Genomic DNA, 19,165 nt, shown 5'->3' on the forward strand with positions numbered 1-19,165 from the left:
GCGTGCGGGCATGCCGGGGAGAGCCCCCGTGCTGGTCCCCCTGCGTGCCGGACCGGCGGGCCCCGGAGGGCCCGGCGGGCCGGCGTCCGCCACCGGCTACGCGGCGGTGACGTCCTGGCGGATGACGCGCTCGATGTTCCGTTCGGCCAGGGCGGTGATGGTGACGAACGGGTTCACGCCGATGGAGCCGGGGATGAGCGAACCGTCGGTCACGTAGAGGTTCTTGTAGCCCTTCACCCGGCCGTAGTCGTCGGTGGCCCGGCCGAGGACGCAGCCGCCCAGCGGGTGGTAGGTGAAGTCGTCGGAGAAGGCCTTCAGCTGCTTGCCGAAGAGGTCGTAGCGGTACATCGTCGTGTTCGCCTTGTTGATGCGGTCGAACAGCGACTTCGCGGCGCTGACGGCGGGGGTGTTCTGGTCGCGGGTCCAGCGCAGGGCGGCCCGGTCGGTGGCCGCGTCGTAGGCGAAGGTCCCGCGTTCGGGGTTCTTGGTGATCGCCAGGTAGAGGCTGACCCAGGTCTCCAGGCCCGCCGGCATGGGGGCGATCTCGGCGAAGACGGGGTTCTGCGGGTTGTCCCAGTCGTCGATGCCCAGGGCGGGGATGGAGGACTGGTTGGCGCCGGTGGGGTTCCACACGTGGTTGGCGCGGGCGGTCATGATGTTGCCGTTCGGGCCCCAGCCGGCGCCGATCTCGGAGCTGAGGTCCGGCAGCGTGCCGGTCTCACGGGCGCGCAGCAGCAGTTCGGTGGAGCCGAGGCTGCCGGCGCCGAGGAACAGGTGGCGGCAGGAGATCTCCTTGGTGGCGAGCAGCCGGCCGTCGGCGTCGCGCTGTTCGACGGTCAGCAGGTAGGTGCCGTCCTTCTGCTGCCGGATGGTCCTGGCCTGGTGCAGGGTCTCGATGGTGACCTTGCCGGTGCCCAGGGCGGCGGCGAGGTAGGTCTTGTCCAGGCTCTGCTTGCCGTGGTTGTTGCCGTAGATGACCTCGCCGGCCAGCGCGGACTTGGGGGCCTCGCCGGCCGCCTCGCGCCGCATGTGGTCGAAGTCGTAGACGTTGGGGACGTGTACGGTGCCCAGCCCGGCCTTCTGGGCCTGGTCGCGCGAGACCCGGGCGAACTTGTACCACTCGGTGCTCTCGAACCAGCCGTCGTCGATGTGGTTGACGCGGAGCATGGAGTTGGCGCGCGGGAAGTAGCGGGAGTACATCTCGGCGGAGTCGACGCGCGGCAGCACCTCCTCGAAGTAGGAGCGCTTCGGGGCCACCGCCATACCGCCGTTGACGAGGGAGCCGCCGCCGACGCCGCGGCCGACGTACACGGACATCTGGTCGAAGTTGACCCGGTCCAGGACGCCGGCGTACGGGTCGATGTCGCGGTTGGCGAGGTCCAGCCACAGGAAGCTGCCGAGGGGGGCCTCGGTGCGGTTCTTGAACCAGCTGGAGCGCTTGTCGGGCTTGAGCATGCCGGAGAAGACGTTGCCGTCGGGGCCCGGCTGGTTCCACAGCTGGCCCATCTCCAGCATGACCGTGCGGACTCCGGCCTCGCCCAGCCGCAGGGCGGAGACGGCGGCGCCGTAGCCGGTGCCGATGACGACGGCGGGGACGAAGGCGACGCCGTCGGCGCGGTCGGCGGCCAGGGCCCGGGGGGCGCCGATGGTGGTGCTGCCCGCGAGCGCCGCCGCGCCGAGGGCCGTCATTCCGAGCAAGCGGCGGCGTGACAGGTGCTGTTCCACGGTAGGTACCTGACTTTCGGGAGAAAAGGGACGAGCGGTGGCGTGGGTCCGCCCCGCGCGGCGGGCGCGGGCGGCGGCCGGGGAGGCGTCAGTCGCCGGTGTGCAGGGTGATCGCCGAGCAGGGGCACTGGTCGGCGGCCTCGCGCACGGAGGCGTACGCGGCGGCGGGCGGGCCGGGGTCGAGCAGGAGCACGAAGCCCTCCTCGCACTGGTCGAAGACCTCGGGGGCCAGCAGGGCGCACATCCCGGCGCCGCAACACAGCCGCCGGTCGACCCCGACCCGCAGCGGGCCGTCCGTCACCAGGCGACGGGGAGCGCGTACACGCCGTAGACCTGCATGTCGTGGCGGAGCCGGATCTCCTCGGGCGGGCAGGCCAGGCGCAGTTCCGGGAAGCGTTCCAGCAAGGCGGTGAAGCCGACGCGGAGTTCGATGCGGGCCAGCTGCTGGCCGAGGCACTGGTGGATGCCGTGGCCGAAGCCGAGGTGGCCGGCGGCGCGCCGGGTGACGTCGAAGGCCTCGGGATCGGGGAAGCGTTCGGGGTCGCGGTTGGCGGCGGCGAGGGAGACCATCACGACCTCGCCCTCCTTGATGAGGGTGCCCTCGATCTCCACGTCCTCCAGGGCGGCCCGGGTGGGGCCGTGGTGGACGATGCTCAGGTAGCGCAGGCTCTCCTCGACGGCGCCCTCGATCAGCGAGGGGTCGGCGCGCAGCGCGGCCAGCTGTTCGGGGTGTTCCAGCAGGGCGAAGGTGCCGAGGGCGAGCTGGTTGGCCGTGGTCTCGTGGCCGGCGACCAGCAGCAGGAAGGCGATCGAGGTGAGTTCCTCGTCGGTGAGGTCCGGGTCCGCGGTGATCAGGCCGCTGAGGATGTCGTCGGTGGGTTCGGTGCGCTTGAGGCGCACCAGGCCGCCCAGGTAGGCCCCGAGTTCCATGAACGCGGCGGTGACGTCCTCGGTGGACTCGCCGAAGCTGCTCCACACGTGCGTGTGGTGCTGGAAGGTGGCGCGGTCCGCGTAGGGGACGCCGAGCAGTTCGCAGATGACGAGGGAGGGGATGGGCAGCGCGAAGTGTTCGAAGAGGTCGGCGGGGGAGCCGAGGCGCTCCATCTCGTCGAGCCGCTCCGCGGTGATCTTCTCGATCCACTCCGTGAGCAGGCGCATGCGGCGCACGGTGAACTGCCCGACCAGCAGCTTGCGGTAGCGCTGGTGCTCGGGGTCGTCGTGCTGGATGAACATGCCGGGGGGCGCCGCCGGGGCCTCGTCCAGGGTCGCGGCACGCGGGACCGGCGGGTGCTTGAGCTCACCGCGGGCGCTGAAGCGGGCGTCGGCGAGGACGGCCCGGGCGGCGGAATAGCCCGTGACGAGCCATCCGAGATGGCCGTCGGCGAATTCCATGCGGGTCAGCGGTTCGGTCCGGCGCAGCGACCGGGTCTCCGGGGGCGGGCTGAAGTATCCGTCCCGGACAGTGGAAAAGGTCACGGGTAAACCCTGGCTCATAAATACCCTTCCATGGCTGGCGGTATTGCGGCTGATTCCCTCGGAAACGCGGCCTCAACACGGCGTCAACGCGTCCTTAACACGGCTCCTGCAATGCGAACTCCGCCGTCCGCGCAGTTCGATCAGCGCCAATACGAAGGTAGGGAGATCCGGTGAAAAGTGTCAACGAAATCAATCCCCCGCACACTAACCCTGTGGGCGCGGGCCGGGGGGTACGGTTACGCGCGGTACCGGGGGGCTTCGGTTCGGTTCGGTACGGGTCCCCCGGGTACCCGCCCCTCCCCCGGCCGGGTACGGGCCTCGGGGCACTCCTCGGACAGCAGCCGCTCCATGGGGGCGAGTTCGGCGCGGCCGTCGATGCGCAGCTTGCGGTAGGCCTGGGTGAGGTGCTTCTCGACCGCCCGGGCGCTGACCTCCAGGCGTTCGGCGATGGCCCGGTTGGAGGTGCCGGCGGCGGCCAGCGCGGCGACGCGGCGCTCGGTGCGGGTCAGCGCGGCGACCGCGTCCGCGCCCCGGGAGCCCGCGATGGTGTAGAGCGCCCTGCCCGCCCGGTCGGCGATCCAGGGCGCCCCGCAGGTGAGCCCCTGCTCCCGGGCCCGGGTCAGCCGGTGCTCGGCCTCGGCCGCGCGTCCGGCCGCCAGCAGCCGGCGGCCCAGGAGCAGTGAGGTGCGGGCCTGTTCGAGGACGTGTGCGCTCCGGTCCAGGGTGGCCGCGGACTCGCGCAGCAGGGCGATCCCCGGCTCTCCCCGGGTGATCGCGCCCCGGCCGCGCAGGGCGCGGCCGACGGCCACCGGGCTGCCCCAGCTCAGGGCGCGCGCGTACTCCTCGTCCATCAGGTCGTGGGCCTGGCCGGGGCGGCCCGTGCGGTAGTGGAGGGCGGAGACCCAGGAGCGCCAGGGTGCGACGGCCGGGTTGTGCCAGTGGGCGCGTTCGGCCGTACGGCCCCAGTCGAGGTAGCAGCCCAGGGCGGTCGGCAGGTCGTGCCGCAGCGCGGCGGCGGAACCGCGGATCAGCAGCCGCAGGGAGGGCAGGTGGCCGTGGGCGGCGTCCGGCGGGGAGGCGGACACCAGCCGCTCGCACAGGGCGGTGTCCCGGGCTTCCAGGGCGGCGAGGACGACGACGGCCAGGGAACGCAGGGTGGCCCAGTCGGCGGCGCCCAGGCCGAGCGCCTCCGCGGCGCGGGCGCGGGCGCCCGCCAGGTCCCCGCGGGCCAGGGCGAGGTGGGCGAGCTCGCAGGCGATCAGGGCGCGCGGGACGGTGGCGTGGTCGCGGCGGGCCCGGTCGTAGGCGGTGTGCAGCCAGGGGCCGATGGTCCCGAGCGAGTCGGCGGCGACCAGGACGTCGGTCAGCAGGGGCAGGGCGGTGTGGACGTGGTCCGGGGTGGCCGGCTCGTGCTGGAGCAGCCGTTCGGCGAGGGGGACGGCCTCGGCGGCGGTGACCCGCTGGGCCAGGACGGCGCCGTGCAGCAGGACGGTGACCCGTTCGCGGTCCGCCGCGCTGTCCAGGCTCGGGATGGGGCCCAGGGCGCGCAACCGGTCGCCGGAGGAGGCCAGTTCGTCCGGTCCGGCCACGGCGGCGTGCCGCAGGCGGGCCTCCAGCCGCAGGGCGCTGCGCCGGTCGGTGCCGGTGAGGCCCGCCGCGTCCCCCAGCTCGGCGGCCGTCCTGGCGACGGTGTCGAGGGTGGCGGGCGGACAGTCGTCGAGGAGGAAGGGCGGGATCCGGCCCGCCACCCGGGCCCGCCGGGCCGGGTCCGGGAGGAGGAGCAGGGCCTGGGTGAAATGGCGCAGCGCCGCCCTGGGGGCGAAGTCGCGTTCGACGACGGCGAGTTCGACGAGGAGATCGGCGCGGGCGGGCCCCTCGGGCGGGCTGAGGAGCAGGGCGCGCCGCAGGTAGCGGGCGGCGGCCTCCGGGTCGGTGCGGCGCTGGGCGGCGGCCGCGGCGGCCCGCAGGACCTCCTGCGCCCAGGGCTCCTCACAGGCGGAGACCGCGAGCAGCTGGGCGGCGGCCCGCTCGGCGCAGTGGCCGCCCTGGTGCAGCAGCAGGGCGGCGCGCAGGCGCACGGCCTCGGCTTCGGCGGGGGTCATCGCCTCCTCCACGGCGTCGGCCACGACCGGATGGACGAACCGCGGTACGGGCTCCTCCGCCAGCAGCCCGAGACGGCGCAGCGCCCGCACCGCCTCGGCCCGTCCGGTGTCGTCGAGCCCGGCGAGCCGTGCGGCGGGATCCTCACCGCCGGCCCGGGCGCCTTCGCCGTCCCCGGCGCCTCCCCCGGTCTCCCGGGCCGGGCCGGCGCCCCCGGAGTCCGCGGCGTACCCGGCGTCTCCGGCGTCCTCCTCCCAGCCGGCGCTCCCGGCGGTGCCCTCCGGGGCGCCGGGCGCTCCGGCCCGCTCGGCGTCCCCGGTGTCCTCCCCGACCCCGGTGTCCTCGCCGAGGACGGCGAGGGCCGCCGCGAAGCTCCACACCGGCGGCCGCTGGGCGCGCAGGACGGCCGCGAGGCGTTCGCGCAGGCCCTCGGGGCGGATCCCCCGGAGGGTCCGCGCGTCCGGCAGCCGCCCCTCGCGGGCCGGCGCGGCGGCGGTCAGGGCGTCGAGGGTGGCCGTGAGGAACAGGGGGTGTCCGCCGGTCGCCTCGTGGCAGGCGCGGGCGCAGGCGGGGTCCACGGGCCGGCCGAGGCGGGCGGCGGCGAGGTCGGCGGTGGCCCCGGGGGACAGCGGGCGCAGCCGCAGGACGGTCGCGGCGCGCCCGGTGAGGTGGTGCAGGCGGGGTTCGTCCTCGCCGGGGTCGCCCTCGCGCAGGGCGGCGACCACGGTGACGCGCAGCCGGGGCAGCCTTCCGGCGAGCCGGACGAGCCAGTTCAGCGAGGCGGCGTCGGCCCACTGGAGGTCGTCGACCAGCAGGAGCAGCGGTTTGCGGCCGGCGTGTTCGGCGACGAGGGCGAGCAGCTCGGCGTCCTGCCCGGCACCGGCGCACGGGTCGGCCGACTCCTCGGGCGGGGTGACGGGGCCCCCCGCGCCGGGGAGCAGCGGGGTCAGTAACTGGCTGAGCACGCCGAAGCCGAAGGCCTGTTCGTACGGGACCCCGCTGGCGGTGAGGACGCGGACACCACGGCGTTCGGCGAGCTCCGGCAGGGCCCTGAGCAGGGCGGTCTTGCCCATCCCGATGCCCCCGGTCACCAGGGTCAGCGACCCGCCGCCCGCCGTGCCGCCCGTGGCGTCCAGCGCCGCCGCGATCAGGTCGAGTTCCTGCCACCGGTGGAGCAGGGGATTCATGTCGGTTCCTCCGTCGCTGTTCGTTCGAGTGCCGCGGCCAGCTGGGGACGCCCTCGGATGCCGAGCTTCCGGTAGGCCTTGGTCAGGTGCTGTTCCACGGTGCGGGCGGTGACGGCGAGTTCCCCGGCGATGGCCCGGTTGGGCAGGCCCCCGGCGGCCAGCGCCGCGACCCGGTGCTCGGCTTCGGTCAGCGGCGCGACCGCCGCGGCCGCCCGTCCCGTCCGCGCCGCGCCGTTCCGGGTTCCCTGCGGGCCGCCGGGTGGCGGGCCGTGCCGCGGCCGGTCTCCCCGTACCTCGCGCCCCGCGTGCGACGGCGGTTGTGCGCCCGGTCCGGGGTACGGGCCCGGTCCGGGGTACGGGCCCGCGTCCGGCTGCGGGTGCCGGGCGTCGCCGTGCGGTACGGGGCCGGGCGCGGCCCGGTCGTCGTCCAGCAGGGAGTCGACGGTGAGGTGGCCCGAGAAGGGGGCCGTGCCGAGGGCCACCAGCGCCTGCCGGTAGCGCCAGCCGGCGGCGCGCTCCCGGGGCCGCGCCGCCGTTCCCGGGAGGGCGGCCCCGCCGGGGCCCGGGGCCAGGGCCGTGGCCAGGGCCACGGGCGAGCCCCACCGCAGGGCCAGGCGGCGTTCCTCGGCCAGCAGCCGCACGGCCAGGGGGTCCTCGGGGTCGCGGGTCCGCGCGGCGGCCGAACGCCAGGGCAGCAGGGCGGGGTTGGCCGCCTGCCGGGCCAGCAGCCGGCGCCCGCACTCCAGCAGGTCGGCGAGGGCCGCTTCGCGCTCGCCGGCCGCGAGCCGGACCCGCCCGCGCGCGTAGAGGAGGTGGGCCCAGGCCATTCCGCTCTCGGCGGCGGGCGGCAGCCGGGTCTCCAGGATCCGCGCGGCGGCGTCCGCGTCCCCCCGGCGCAGGTCCAGCAGGGCCCGCAGGGCGAGGGGGCCGGGTGCCATCAGGGGGTGCCAGCAGCGGTGCGGCATGACCTCCTCGCACCGGTCCAGGGCCGCAGACGCGGCGGCGTCCCGCCCGGCCCACAGTTCGGCGAGGCAGGTCAGGAGCAGGGCCAGGCCGGCCACCGGCCGGGCGTCGCGCCGGCCGGCGCACACCAGGATCCCGTCGAGGGCGCCCCGGGCCTCCTCGGTGTCCCCGCTCAGTACGAGCGCGTGCGCGGCGGCCGCGCGGACGGCCGGCGGGACGTGTGCACGGGCCTCCGGGGCCAGGGCGGCCCGGGCGAGCTCCCGCGCGCGGCTGATGTCCAGACCCCGCTGAGCGGTCCGCCAGGCGGCCACGGCGGCCTCGGCGGCCTGCTCCGGCCGGGCGGGCCGGGAGCCGGGGGGTGGCGGGCCGCCGCCGTCCTCCGGGTCGGGGCGGCCGTGTTCGGCCATCCAGTGCAGGGCCCGCAGCCCGGAGTGCTCGGCGGTGCCCGGCTCCGCCTCGGCGGCGGCCCGCGCGATGCGGGCGGCGGGGGTGAGGACGTCGCCCCGGGCCACGAGGAGTTCCGCCGCGCGCAGCCGGGCCCGTACCGTGCCGGGGTCGGCGGGCGCGGCTGCGGCCGCGCCGGCCGGGGGGTCCAGGGCGCGGTAGAGGTGCCGGCTCGCGACCTCGGGCTCGGTGGGGAGCACGGCGGCGCCGAGCTCCGTCAGCAGCCGCACCCTCAGGGCTTCCGGCACCGGTTCGCGCAGGGCCCGTTCCAGCAGCCGGGCGGCTTGGTGGTGGCGTCCGGCCGCGCGGTGTTCGGCGGCGCGGCGGCGCAGGGCCGCGACCGCCCAGGGTGCGCCGATCCGGCCGGCTCCGAGCAGCATCCGGGCCACCGCGCGGTCGGGCAGGGCCGCCCGGTGGGCCCAGGCGGCCGCCCGGGCGTGCAGTTCCTCCCGCTGCGCGGTGCCGAGGTCGGCCAGGACGGCCCGGGCGGCGGCCTCGGCGCGCAGGGCGGGCCGGGGGCCGTCGGCGAGCAGGCCGGTGCCGGACAGCAGGGCCAGGGCCCGGGCGGTGCCCGGGGTACGGGGCCCGGCGGCCAGCGCGTCGATGAGGCCGGGGGTGCAGTCGGGCCCGGCGACCGCGAGGGCGCGCAGGACGCCGAGGAGTTCGTCGGGCAGCAGGGGAAGGGTGCGCACGGTGCGTTCCCGGACGGCTTCCGCCGCGCTCTCGGCGAGATGGGCGAGGTGGGCGGTCCGCGGGGTCCAGTCGTGCCGGACGAAGCGGGCGACGACCGACCTGAGCAGGGCGGGGTTGCCGTCGAGGCAGCGGGCGGCCTCCTCCTCGAAGGCCGCGTCAACGGAGCCGGGCCAGGCGGCGGCGAGGACCCGGCGGACGGCTTCGGCGGGCAGCGGGGGCAGCTCCAGCACGTGCCGGGCCACCGCACGCCCGTCGGCCAGCGGGCAGGGCTCGATCCGGTCGGACGGGTCCGGCCGGGCGGCGCTGTTGCGGGAGGTGAGCAGCATCAGCGGCACCCCGGCCAGCCGCCGGGCCAGCGCCTGCAGCCCGCGCAGTGACGGGGTGTCGGCCCACTGGGTGTCGTCGACGACGAGCAGCGTCGGGCGGCTGCGGGCGGCGGCCTGGAAGGCGGCGCACAGCTCCTCGGGGCGGCGGGGCCACGGGTCGCCGGGGCCGTGCGGGAGGGGCCGGGCGGCGGGGTGGGGGCCGGGGCCCAGCTGGCCGTGGAGCTGGGCGGCGAGGCCGTGGGGCAGGGCGGCCTCCTCGGGCGAGGCCGCGGCCGCCGCGACCCGTACGCCGGCTTCCCCGGCGAGGGCGGCGGCGTGCTCCAGCAGGGTGGTGCGGCCGATGCCGGGCGGTCCGTGGACCTCGACGACCGCGGGCCGGCCCCGTCGCAGGTCGGCCAGCAGGCCGCGCAGCAGCCGGTCCTCGGCCTCCCGCCCGGGGGGCGCCGGCCGGGCTCCGGGGGCGGGGTGCGGGGCCGGCGGGGCGGCTGTCGTGCGTGGCATGGCTGTCCGTCCTCCTGGGTGTCGTGTCGATGGGACTCCCCCGCCCGGCGGGCACGGTGCGCCGAGGGCCGGCCGGGACCCGCCCGGGCCGCCCGCCGTGGCCTGCCGTCCGGGTCCCGCCGTCCGGCTCCCGCCGCCCCCGCGACGACGGCGGCGTGACGGCGGCGGTGTGATGGCGGCAACGTGACGGCGGGCCTAGGCCGATACGCCGTCCGCCGTGTGCCGCGCGGGCGGACGGGCGGCGGGCCGGGGGCGGGAGCCGAGGCCGCGCGGCAGGTCGGCGCGGCCCCGGACGTCGAGCTTGCGGTAGACGTTCGTCAGGTGCATCTCCACCGTGCGCGGGGTGATGAACAGCGCTTCCGCGATCTTCTTGTTGCTGTGCCCGCGCTGGGCCAGGGTGGCGATCCGCCGCTCGCTGGGCGTCAGGGAGTCCACGGGGGCGACGGCCAGCTGCGGCATCCGTCCGCCGGCGGTCACCAGCGCCCGGCGGGCGGTGGCGGTCAGCGCGTGGGAGCCGCAGCGGGTGGCCAGTTCGATGGCCTGGCGCAGGTGGCCGCGCGCGGCCCGGGCGTCGCCGAGCGCCAGCAGCTCCCGGCCCAGCCGGTACTCGGCCCGGGCCAGTTCCAGCCGGGCCGGGGAGCCGGCCAGGGTCTCCACGGCCTCGGCCAGCAGCTCCGTACGGGCCCGGCCCACGACGACCGAGGCGGCCGCGACCAGACCCATCCCCAGGGCGCGCGGGGTGCCCCAGGCCCGGGTCCGTTCCAGGGCGGCCTCCACCAGCCCGGCGGCCTCGGCTCCCCGGCCCAGCCGGGCCAGGGTGGTGGCGGTCGGCAGCCACCAGGGGGCGAGGACGGGGTTGGTGACGCCCGCCTCCTCCTGGCTGCGGCCGCACCGCCGCCAGAGGTCGAGCGCCCCTTCGCGGTCACCCAGCGCCCGGCGGACCTCCCCCGAGGTGTACAGGTGGAGGTGGCGTTCCCAGACGCTGCGGTCCAAGTGGCCCGCGGTGCGGGCGAGTCCGTCGAGCACGGCGCCGGCCCGGGCGGCCTCCCCCTGGGCGAGCAGCACGCGGCTGAGCGCGAGGTGGGCCAGGGGCGGGGCCCCGGCCGGGTCGGCGACCTCGGTGGCGGCCCAGGCGTCGCGCGCGGCGCCGGGGACGTCGCCGATGCCGTGCAGGAGGAGGGAGCGGCCGGCCAGCGCGGCGTGCCGGGGCCACAGCGGGGGGTGTTCCCGGTCCGGTGCCAGGACCCGGTCCAGGGCGGCGAGGGCCCCGTCCACGTCGTCGGCGAGCGCGAGGACGGCGGAGGAGCAGAACACCCCCCAGCCGGCGGTGCCGGGTTCGTCGGCGCGCAGGGCCCGGCGGGCGAGGTCCGCGGCCCGGGCCGCGGATCCGCCGTCCAGGGCGGCGAAGGCGCTGAGGGCCGCGAGGAGGCGCCGGTCCGCCGGGCCGTGCCCGGCGGGTACGGGCAGGGCGGCGGCCCGGGCGCGGGCGGCGGGCAGCGCCGTCCGGTCGTTGACGGCGGCGGCCAGCAGGGCGGATACGACGGTCGTGCGCAGGTCCCGGCCGGCCGGTCCGGAGGCGGCGGGGCCGGTGAGACCGTCCAGGACCCGCTCCAGTAACCGCAGGCCCTCGGGGGCCCGGCGGGTGCCGAGGGCCAGCATGGCGTACTGCACGGCCACGGGGGCCTGCCCGTACGGGTCGGGGGTCAGGGCGAGGGCCTGGCGCAGGTGCCAGAGGGCGTGTGCCGGGGAGACGACGGTCCGGCCGGCGGCGCGGGCCAGTTCCACGTGCAGGTCGCGGCGTTCGGTGTCGCCGAGACCGCGGCCGGCCGTGTCGCGCAGCCAGCGGCCGGCGGCCCGGACGGTGGCCCGGGTGGGGGCCTCGGCGGCGGCGTCGCGCAGGACGGCGAACATCCACGGCTCGTCGATCCGGTCCAGCGGGGCGAGCTGTTCGGCGACCTCCGGGGCCGGCCGTCCGGCGTCGCTGAGGACCCGGGCGGCGCGGATCCGCAGGTCCCGCAGTTCGGGGGCGGGCAGGGTGGCGAGGACCGCGCCGCGGACTCCCTCGCGCATGTACGGCGGGGAACCCGGCGCCACGGCCTCGATCCGGCGCAGCGCCGTCAGGGTGCGGTCCACGGCCCCCGCGTCCAGTCCGCAGAGGGCGGCGAGCAGGTCGGGGGCGGCCCGGCCGAGGACCGCGAGGGCGGTGGCCACCTGCCGGGCGCGGCGCGGGCCGGCGGCCAGCAGTTCGGGGACCCGTGAGGTCAGCACGCTCTGGTGGACGGTGCCCAGCTGGTGCACGGCGTCCGCGTCGGGCGGGATGCCGAGGGTGCGCACGGCGGTGAGCAGCCGGTCCAGGAGGAGCGGGTTGCCGGCGGTGAGTTCGGCGCAGCGCGTGACGAACCCGTGGTCGGCCGGGGTGCCGCAGGCCCGGGCGGCCAGGCGCGCGATGGCGGCTTCGTCGAGCGGGGCGGGTTCCAGCAGGGCGCAGCGGCCCCGGGCGAGGAGCTCGGCGAGGACGGGGGTGCCGGGGCCGGGGGCGCCGGTGCGCTGTGCGAGGACCAGGAGCAGGGGCCGGGCGGCGGCGTGGCGCAGGAGGAAGTCGGCGCCGTGCAGGGAGGCTTCGTCGCACCACTGGGCGTCGTCGACGAGCAGGGCCAGGGGTCCGGCGGCGAGCAGGTCCAGGGCCCGGCGGTGGATGAGGTGCCGGTCGCGGTGGAGGCCGCCGGGTGCGGCGGCGGGGTCTGCCGCCCCGGGCGGGGGCGGGAGGAGGGCGTCCACCGTACGCGTGCGGGCCGGGCCGTCCGGCGGGCCGGCGGCGTAGCGGACGGTGTAGCCGCAGGCCGTGAGCCGCTGTCGCGCGAGGGTCAGCAGGCGGGTCCTGCCGATTCCGGCGGGGCCCCGGACGAGGACGGCCCGCGCGGCGCCCGCCCGGGCCTCGGCGGCGTGGCGCAGCAGGATCTCGAGTTCAGGGGTGGGGGCGTCCGGGGCCGGGCCCCGCGCCGTTCCAGCGGTGAACACCACTGCATTTCCCTCTTCCTTCGTGGAACCGCCTCCGGGCCGTCCGGCGGAACGGCGCCGGAATGTCCCTTCGTGACCAAGATCGTAAGGGATGTGCCGTGGGAACTCCCGTGCGATCCAGTCGATTTGAGCCAGAATGCACTGGACCTTGGCCGAGGCACATGCCACCCGTGGCCCTCCCGCCGGCGGAGAACCCCATGGATTTCGGCCTTTCCGCACAGCCGAATTTCCTTATGCACACCGGGATACCGGGCGCGGGGCGAGGCCGGCCCGGAACACCGCAGCCGATATCCGGCCATCAATTCCCGTTCCCCGGCTGCGTTATCGTGCCGGGGCAGCAGTTGGCCGCCGAACCCACCGGAGTGTTGCGTGCTGTCCCACCTGGAGTCCTGCCCGCCGCCGGGCTGGGCGCCCGCCCCCTGGCCGGGGCGGCCGTCCCGGCCGGCCGCGGGCTCGCTGGACCTGTGGCTGTTCCACGTCACGGACGCGGGGCTGCGCTCCGTGGTCCTCGACCGGTCACCGCTGGACTCCCGGGAACGCGCGCGGGTCACCGCGTTCGTCCGCCCCCTCGACCGGGGCCGCTACGTGGCCGCGCACTTGGCGCTGCGCCGGGTGCTCAGCGCCTACGAGGGCGTGCGCCCGGCGGAGCTGGCGTTCGTGCGCCGGCCTTGCCCGTGCTGCGGCGGGCCCCACGGGCGGCCGGCCCTCGCCGGTCCGGGCGCGCCGCACTTCTCCCTGTCCCACGCGGGCGGCCTGGTGCTGATCGGGGTGGCCGGGCGGCCGGTCGGGGTGGACGTGGAGGCGCTGCCGTCGCCGCGCAAGGCGGCCACGGTGAGCGAGGCCCTGCATCCCGCCGAGCGGCGGGCCGTCCACGCCGCGCAGCCGGCCCTGCGGCCCGCCGTCTTCGCCCGGCTCTGGGCCCGCAAGGAGGCCTACCTCAAGGGGCTGGGCACCGGGGTGGGCCGCAGCCCGGACCTGGACTACCTCGGCGACCCCGGCGTCGGGGCGCCCGCCCGGCCGCCGGGGTGGACCGTCCGGGACGTCCCGGTGGGGCCGGAGCACGCGGCGGCCGTGGCCCTGGAGCGGGCGCCGGACGCCGGCCCCGCGATCACGGTCCGCCCGTACCACCTGGGGGTACTGGACGAAGCCGCCGCCGAGACCCTGGCGGGCCGCTGACCCCAGCCCGCCCCGGGCACCGGGCCGTGGCGGGCGGGTGTTCGGGGGGACGCACGTCCGGGTGGCGGCCGGCGCTCGGCGGGGCCGACCCGGGGGCGGCGGCGTTGTAGGGGGTACTGATGCCCCTGCGAAAAAAGGAAACTCCTATGACTCCGGTGACCTCCACGGCCTTACCCCCCGTCGAGACGCTGCTGCGGCGGACGCTCGGCGAGCGCCGCATGGGGCTCGTGGCGTGGCGGTTGCTCGTGCTGCAGATCGCCCATCCCGTCGTCGCGGCGGGCATGGACCGGTACTCGACCTACCGCGCCCACCCCTGGCGGCGGATCGAGCACACCATGGAGAGCGGCGGCCGGCTGTTCTTCGCCGGCCCCGAGGAGCGGCGCCTGGAGGTGGCCCGCCTTCAGCGCACCCACCGGCGGATCCGGGGGACCGACGCGTCCGGGCGGCCGTTCAGCGCCGAGGACCCCGAGGTCCGCGGCTGGGTGATGGTGACCCTGTACGAGTCCATGACCGCCATGCGCGAACTGTCCGGGGATCCGCTCCCGCCCGCCGAACGCGACGTGCTGTACGCGGAGTTCCTCGACGTGTGTGCCGCCCTCGGGATCCCCGGCGAGGTCCTCCCGCCGAGCGCCGCCGAGGTCCCGGCGTACGTCGAGCGGACGGTCCGGGAGGTCCTGGAGTACGGCCCCGAGGTCCGCGACATGCTGTACGGGGTGCTCCGCCGGGCCCCCGCGCCGCACCGGCTGGGGCGGCTGGCGCCGGCGTGGCCGCTGATGCGGGCGGTGATCGCCCGCGCGCTGGCCTCCCTCACCGTCAGCGATCTGCCGCCGGCCTGGCACGAGCGGTTCGGCACCTCGCGCGGCACCGGGGGCGCCGCGCTCTCGTGGGCGCTGCACCGCGGGCTGCGCCACGCCATGGACCTGGCCCCCGACCGGGTGCGCTACCGGCGCAGGTCCGTGAGCGGGGCGCCCGCGCGGGCGGCGGTGCCCCGGGCCCGCAGGGGCGGCGACTCCCGTCCGGCCCGGCTGGAGGCGTTCTTCCGGCAGGTGCTGGACCAGACCGGCGACGGCCGGGTCGACTCCGCCGACCTCCAGGCCATGGTGCACGCCGTGTGCTGGCGGCTCGAACTGCCCGCCGGACGGGAGGACGAGGTCTACGCCGCCTTCGAAAGCTGGTGGCGGCAGCTCCGGGAGGCGGCGGACGCGGACGGCGACGGGGGCGTGGACTGCCGCGAGTTCGTCTCGGCGATGCTGTCCGGAGTGGACCGCGACCCGCAGTACCTGGAGAAGGGCCTGGTCCCGGCGGTACGGGAGCTGTTCCGTGCCGCGGATGCCGACGGCAGCGGCTACCTCGGGGCGGACGAGTACCGCGCGCTGTTCGGCGGCCCCCGCGTCCACCCGGCCGAACTCAACGACGGGTTCCGGCAGCTGGACGCGGACGGGGACGGCCGGGTCGGGGAGGAGGAGTTCGTCGCGGCCTTTCGCGACTTCTTCACCGCCCGCACGGACAGCACGGCCGGCACCGGCCTCCTGGGCCGCGCCTGACCGTCCGCCCCGACCCGCCTCGCCCCCCCCGCCCGGTCCGGCCGCACCCGCACGCGGATCCGGCCGGACCGCCGGGCCGCGGGGTGGTCAGGCCCGGGGGGAGCGCAGGACGTAGTGGACGTCGTCGGCCCCGGTGGCGGTGCGTTCGAAGCCCGCCCGGGTGACCACGCCGTGGGAGGGGGCGTTGTCCGTGGCGACCGAGGCGTGCAGCGTGGTCAGGCCGGGCTGGGCGAAGGCCCAGGCGGCCAGTCCGGTCAGCGCGTCGGTGGCGTAGCCGTTGCCCCGGGCCGAGGGGACGAGGTCGTAGCCGACCTCGGCGTTGCCGTCGGCGTCGGGGGCGCCGTGGAAGCCGATGCCGCCGATCGCGCGCCGGTCGTCCGTCCGGACGATGGCGTACGGGCCCCACCCCGGGCGGTACGTGCCCTGCTCCCTGGCCTTGAGCACCATCCCGGAGGCGGCCCGGGTGCCGTCGCCGGGGCCGTCCCCCGCCCAGGCGAAACCGCCGGTGCCGCCCGCGTGGAGGTCGGCGGCGACCTGCGGGGAGATCTCGCAGAGGACGACGCGGCCCGCCGCGACGGGCTCGGCGTACCAGCGCCAGACGGGCCGGCGGGGCAGCCCGTCGAGCTCGGCCCGCCCGGTCACCCACAGCAGGACCGGCCACGCCGCCGCGTCGCCGCGCGGTGCCTGCGGGAAGAGCCGGTCGAGGACCTGCTCGCAGAGGGCCGCATCGGGCTCCCAGTCGTGGACGCCCAGGGCGTTCAGGATGTCGTGGGTGTGCAGCAGGGTCTCGACGACGCCCATGGCCGCGAAGCCGTCCGCGTCCGAAGCACCGTACGGGTGCCAGGCCCGGTCCCCGGGCCGGGCCGTGGCCACGACGGCGGACAGCAGGCCGCCGGTGGCCTCGATGACCTCGATCAGGCCGTCGGGGGTGGTGCCGGGGTCCGCGCTGATCTCGAACGGGACGTACCCGCCGCTCGCGCGCCCGGTGAGCTGGGCGGCGTACGCGGTGAAGTCGCCCGCGATGTGGACGGCGGTGTCGTAGCAGCTCCACTCCAGCCCCGCGGCGGGGATGGACCAGTCGAGGTGCGCCACCTTCCGGAGTGCCTGGGCGGTGAGGGACACGGACCGGTCCACGGCCTGAGGGGTCATGATCGTCATGGCCCGAACCCTAGGGTCCCCGCCCGCGCCCTGGCCAGCGGATATCCGGGGCGGCCCGGTTCAGTGCCGGCACAGGCAGAAGGGATGACCCGCGGGGTCGGCGTAGACACGCCAGTTGGCGTCCGGGCGGAGCCGGTCCGTCCGCTCCAGTACGGTCGCGCCGAGGGCGAGCGCCCGGCCCTCCTCCAGGTCGAGGTCGTCCACGTCGAAGTCGAGGTGGAGCTGCTGCGGGCGCCGCTGCCCGGGCCATTCGGGCGGCTGGTAGCCGTCCACGCGCTGGCAGGCCAGGGGCGTGCCCTCGAACCCGTGCACCTCGATCCAGTCGGGGTCGTCCGGGTCGGCGACCACGCGGCCGCCGAGCAGGGCCGCGTAGAACTCCGCGAGCCGGACCGGATCGGCGCAGTCCAACGCGACCGCCTGCAGCTTTCGAATCACTTCCGGCACCCTGTTCTCTGGTGGCTCCCGCGTTTCCCGTACGGCAGGGCTCGTACCCGCCGCGGCGCCCGGTATGCGCCTAGACCGCCCCCGCCGGGGCCAGAACGGCGGCGGCGAGGTGTTCGCGGAACCAGCGGTGTCCGGGGTCGGCCGAGTTGCGGGGGTGCCAGGCCATGCCCAGGTCGAGCGGCTCCAGGTCCAGGGGAACGGGGAAGGTCCGCAGGCCCATCGCCGCGATGGTGTCGGGGAGCCAGCCGTCCAGGCTGAGGGCGACGAGGTCCGTCTCCCGGGCGAGCATCATCGCGCTCGTGTGGCTGGGCACGACGACCGCGGTCCGGCGGCGCAGCCCGAGTCCGGCGAGGGCGCCGTCGATGGGGCCGAGCCGTTTCCCGAGCCGGGAGATGCCGATGTGGTCGGCCTCCGCGAAGCGGCGGGCGTCGATCCGCCCGTCGAAGAGGGGGTGGCCGCTGCGGGCGACGCCGACCAGCGGCATCCGGGTGAGCGGCCGGGTCCGGATCTCCGGGTCCAGGTGTCCGAGGACGCCGAGTTCCACGTCCACCCAGCCCTGCCGCAGCCCCGGGCCGCCCTCCACCGCTTCGGGCAGGAAGACCACGTCCACCCCCGGGGCCTGCGCGTGGATCCGCTCCGTCAGGCTCCCGGCCAGGCCCACCAGCAGCAGGTCGGCGGCCTGCACGGTGAAGGTGCGCTGGAGGTGCACGGCGTCGAACCCGGCCCCGGGACGCAGCACGTTGTCGCAGCCGCGCAGCAACGCCGCGACCTCCTCCCGGAGTTCGACGGCGCGCGGCGTCGGGACCAGGCCCTGCCCCGCCCGGACCAGCAGCGGGTCGCCCACGGTGCGGCGCAGCCGCGCCAGGGTGCGGCTGACCGCCGCGGGCGAGGTCCCCAGCCGCTCGGCGGCGCGGGTCACGCTGTTCTCCTGGAGCAGGGCGTCCAGGACACGCAGCAGGTTGAGATCCATGGATTCGTCGCTCCTGAACTGCATCTTTGCATTTCCGGCAATGATTAGGTGCCCATCTTTGCATTGCTGCGGCCGCCGCCCGCACCGGAGAGTGGAGACGCCCGCGAATCCGCGCGGCATCCACCCTTCGCCCCGTTCCAGGAGCCGCTGTGCAGCAGTCCCCCCGTACCGGCCGAGAAGGCGACGTGCTCGCCGTCGTCAGTCAGAGCGGACCGACGGTCTCGTTCTTCGACGCCGCCTCCGACCGGCACCTCGGCGACGTCCATGTCCCGTCCGAGCCGCACGAGTTGTGCTACGACCCGACACAGCGGCTGCTGTGGTGCACGCTGACGTACCACTCGGGCTACTACCACGCGAACGGCGGCCGTCGCACGGAGCTGGCCGTCATTGACCCCGACACCCGCCGCATCGTCGAGATCGTCGATCTCGCCCCGGAGCACGGGCCGCACGGGCTGGCGCTGGACACGGCGCGCGGGCGGCTCTACGTCAGCGTGGAGTCCGGCGAGGACCGGCCCGGCGGTGTCGTGGTGATCGACACGGCCACCCGCCGGTCCCTGGGGCGGATCGACACGGACGCCCCCGGCCCGCACTGGTTCGTGATCGACCCGGCGGGGCGGACGGGGTACGCCACCAACAAGGAGGCCCCGTTCGTCTCCGTCGTGGACCTCGAACGGGGGGTCCTCACGGCCAAGGTCGAGGTCCCGGGCAGTGAGGGCATCGCCGTCTCCGCCGACGGTGCGCACGCCTTCGTCGCGGCGCCCTACGGCGACTTCTCCACCGGCGCCGGGGCCGGGCCCGACACGGGCATCCGCGTCATCGACGCCGCGACGGCCTCCGTCGTCGACGTCCTGCCCACCGAGAACGTCATCCTGCCGGTCCACCTGACGTCGACGGGCAAGCTCCTCGCGGGCGAGCTGCGCATGACGGCCGACCCGGGGGCGCGGCTCGGCCGCCACGCGCCGGGGCTGCTGACCGTGTTCGACGCCGGCACCCGCAAGCGGCTGGGTGAGGTGGAGGTGGGGCTCTTCCCGCTGACCATCTCCTCTTCTCCCGACGGCCGGATCGGCTACGTGTCCTGCGTCGTCTCCTCCACCGTCGACGTCATCGACCTGGACAGCCTGGAGCGCCTGGGCCGGCTGGACATCGCCAAGCTCGGCGAAGCCGGCGCACACGGCCTGGCGTACGTCCCCCGTCCGGCCTGACCGGACGCCGTCCCCGGCCTGCGCGGCCCAGCGGGTGAACGCGCCGGCCGGGGACGGGGGTACGGGCGCACGCCGCCCGGGCGTACAGCCGGTGGCCGCCGGCATCCACCCACTGAAACGTGCCATTCAAGATCTTGATGTTTGTTGAACCCCATGCCAGATTCGGCGCAGCACCACCTGGGTCGGCGGCGGAGCAGATCGTGCCGCGCCGCAACTGCTGCGGGGAGAGGCGACATCA

Annotated in this window: 12 protein-coding genes; 3 read left to right on the forward strand and 9 right to left on the reverse strand. The window is 76.6% G+C overall.

Annotation, left to right across the window (positions count from 1 at the left end; genetic code table 11):
- Positions 1-96: 96 nt before the first annotated feature.
- The 6 genes from ABT403_RS25085 to ABT403_RS25110 all read right to left on the reverse strand — a co-directional run bounded on the left by ABT403_RS25085 (position 97) and on the right by ABT403_RS25110 (position 12,433).
- On the reverse strand, positions 97-1,689 hold the full coding sequence (locus tag ABT403_RS25085; RefSeq protein WP_344158988.1) for a GMC oxidoreductase: 1,593 nt from the start codon (positions 1,687-1,689) through the stop codon (positions 97-99).
- 124 nt (positions 1,690-1,813) lie between these two features.
- Complete coding sequence (locus tag ABT403_RS25090; RefSeq protein WP_425580182.1) at positions 1,814-2,026, reverse strand: ferredoxin; 213 nt, start codon at positions 2,024-2,026, stop codon at positions 1,814-1,816.
- Positions 2,023-3,201 carry a cytochrome P450 gene (locus tag ABT403_RS25095; protein ID WP_344158449.1) on the reverse strand — a complete coding sequence of 393 codons (1,179 nt, stop codon included), beginning with the start codon at positions 3,199-3,201 and terminating at the stop codon, positions 2,023-2,025. The genes ABT403_RS25090 and ABT403_RS25095 overlap by 4 nt, the downstream gene beginning before the upstream one ends.
- 236 nt (positions 3,202-3,437) lie before the next feature.
- Positions 3,438-6,488: an AAA family ATPase gene (locus ABT403_RS25100; RefSeq protein ID WP_344158447.1), complete on the reverse strand. Its 3,051-nt coding sequence runs from the start codon at positions 6,486-6,488 to the stop codon at positions 3,438-3,440.
- On the reverse strand, positions 6,485-9,415 hold the full coding sequence (locus ABT403_RS25105; protein WP_344158445.1) for a helix-turn-helix transcriptional regulator: 2,931 nt from the start codon (positions 9,413-9,415) through the stop codon (positions 6,485-6,487). The genes ABT403_RS25100 and ABT403_RS25105 overlap by 4 nt, the downstream gene beginning before the upstream one ends.
- A gap of 195 nt (positions 9,416-9,610) precedes the next feature.
- Positions 9,611-12,433: a helix-turn-helix transcriptional regulator gene (locus ABT403_RS25110; protein ID WP_344158443.1), complete on the reverse strand. Its 2,823-nt coding sequence runs from the start codon at positions 12,431-12,433 to the stop codon at positions 9,611-9,613.
- Positions 12,434-12,802: 369 nt separating this feature from the next.
- On the opposite strand from ABT403_RS25110, the gene ABT403_RS25115 reads away from it, so the two are divergent.
- Both ABT403_RS25115 and ABT403_RS25120 read left to right on the forward strand, forming a co-directional pair.
- Complete coding sequence (locus ABT403_RS25115; protein ID WP_344158441.1) at positions 12,803-13,609, forward strand: 4'-phosphopantetheinyl transferase family protein; 807 nt, start codon at positions 12,803-12,805, stop codon at positions 13,607-13,609.
- A gap of 146 nt (positions 13,610-13,755) precedes the next feature.
- The gene (locus ABT403_RS25120; protein WP_344158439.1) at positions 13,756-15,153 is read left to right on the forward strand and encodes an oxygenase MpaB family protein; all 1,398 of its coding nucleotides are present in this window, start codon (positions 13,756-13,758) and stop codon (positions 15,151-15,153) included.
- A gap of 87 nt (positions 15,154-15,240) precedes the next feature.
- Here ABT403_RS25120 and ABT403_RS25125 read toward each other — a convergent pair whose 3' ends face one another.
- From ABT403_RS25125 to ABT403_RS25135, 3 genes are all read right to left on the reverse strand, one after another.
- A complete protein-coding gene (locus tag ABT403_RS25125) occupies positions 15,241-16,311 on the reverse strand; it encodes a GNAT family N-acetyltransferase (protein ID WP_344158437.1) in 1,071 nt (356 codons plus the stop codon).
- A gap of 60 nt (positions 16,312-16,371) precedes the next feature.
- The gene (locus tag ABT403_RS25130) at positions 16,372-16,746 is read right to left on the reverse strand and encodes a VOC family protein (protein ID WP_344158435.1); all 375 of its coding nucleotides are present in this window, start codon (positions 16,744-16,746) and stop codon (positions 16,372-16,374) included.
- 79 nt (positions 16,747-16,825) lie between these two features.
- Complete coding sequence (locus ABT403_RS25135; protein WP_344158433.1) at positions 16,826-17,725, reverse strand: LysR family transcriptional regulator; 900 nt, start codon at positions 17,723-17,725, stop codon at positions 16,826-16,828.
- Between the two features lie 149 nt (positions 17,726-17,874).
- Here ABT403_RS25135 and ABT403_RS25140 point away from each other — a divergent pair, with 149 nt between their 5' ends.
- A complete protein-coding gene (locus ABT403_RS25140) occupies positions 17,875-18,927 on the forward strand; it encodes a YncE family protein (RefSeq protein ID WP_344158431.1) in 1,053 nt (350 codons plus the stop codon).
- Positions 18,928-19,165: the final 238 nt, after the last annotated feature.

The organism is Streptomyces sp. NPDC000075 (assembly GCF_040301925.1).
GTDB lineage: Bacteria > Actinomycetota > Actinomycetes > Streptomycetales > Streptomycetaceae > Streptomyces > Streptomyces polychromogenes.

Excerpts from the sequence above, each read along its gene's own strand:
- ABT403_RS25085 (WP_344158988.1), bottom strand. The coding sequence starts at position 1,689 with ATGACGGCCCTCGGCGCGGCGGCGCTCGCGGGCAGCACCACCATCGGC.
- ABT403_RS25100 (WP_344158447.1), bottom strand. The coding sequence starts at position 6,488 with ATGAATCCCCTGCTCCACCGGTGGCAGGAACTCGACCTGATCGCGGCG.
- ABT403_RS25105 (WP_344158445.1), bottom strand. The coding sequence starts at position 9,415 with ATGCCACGCACGACAGCCGCCCCGCCGGCCCCGCACCCCGCCCCCGGA.
- ABT403_RS25125 (WP_344158437.1), bottom strand. The coding sequence starts at position 16,311 with ATGACGATCATGACCCCTCAGGCCGTGGACCGGTCCGTGTCCCTCACC.
- ABT403_RS25135 (WP_344158433.1), bottom strand. The coding sequence starts at position 17,725 with ATGGATCTCAACCTGCTGCGTGTCCTGGACGCCCTGCTCCAGGAGAAC.
- ABT403_RS25120 (WP_344158439.1), top strand. The coding sequence starts at position 13,756 with ATGACTCCGGTGACCTCCACGGCCTTACCCCCCGTCGAGACGCTGCTG.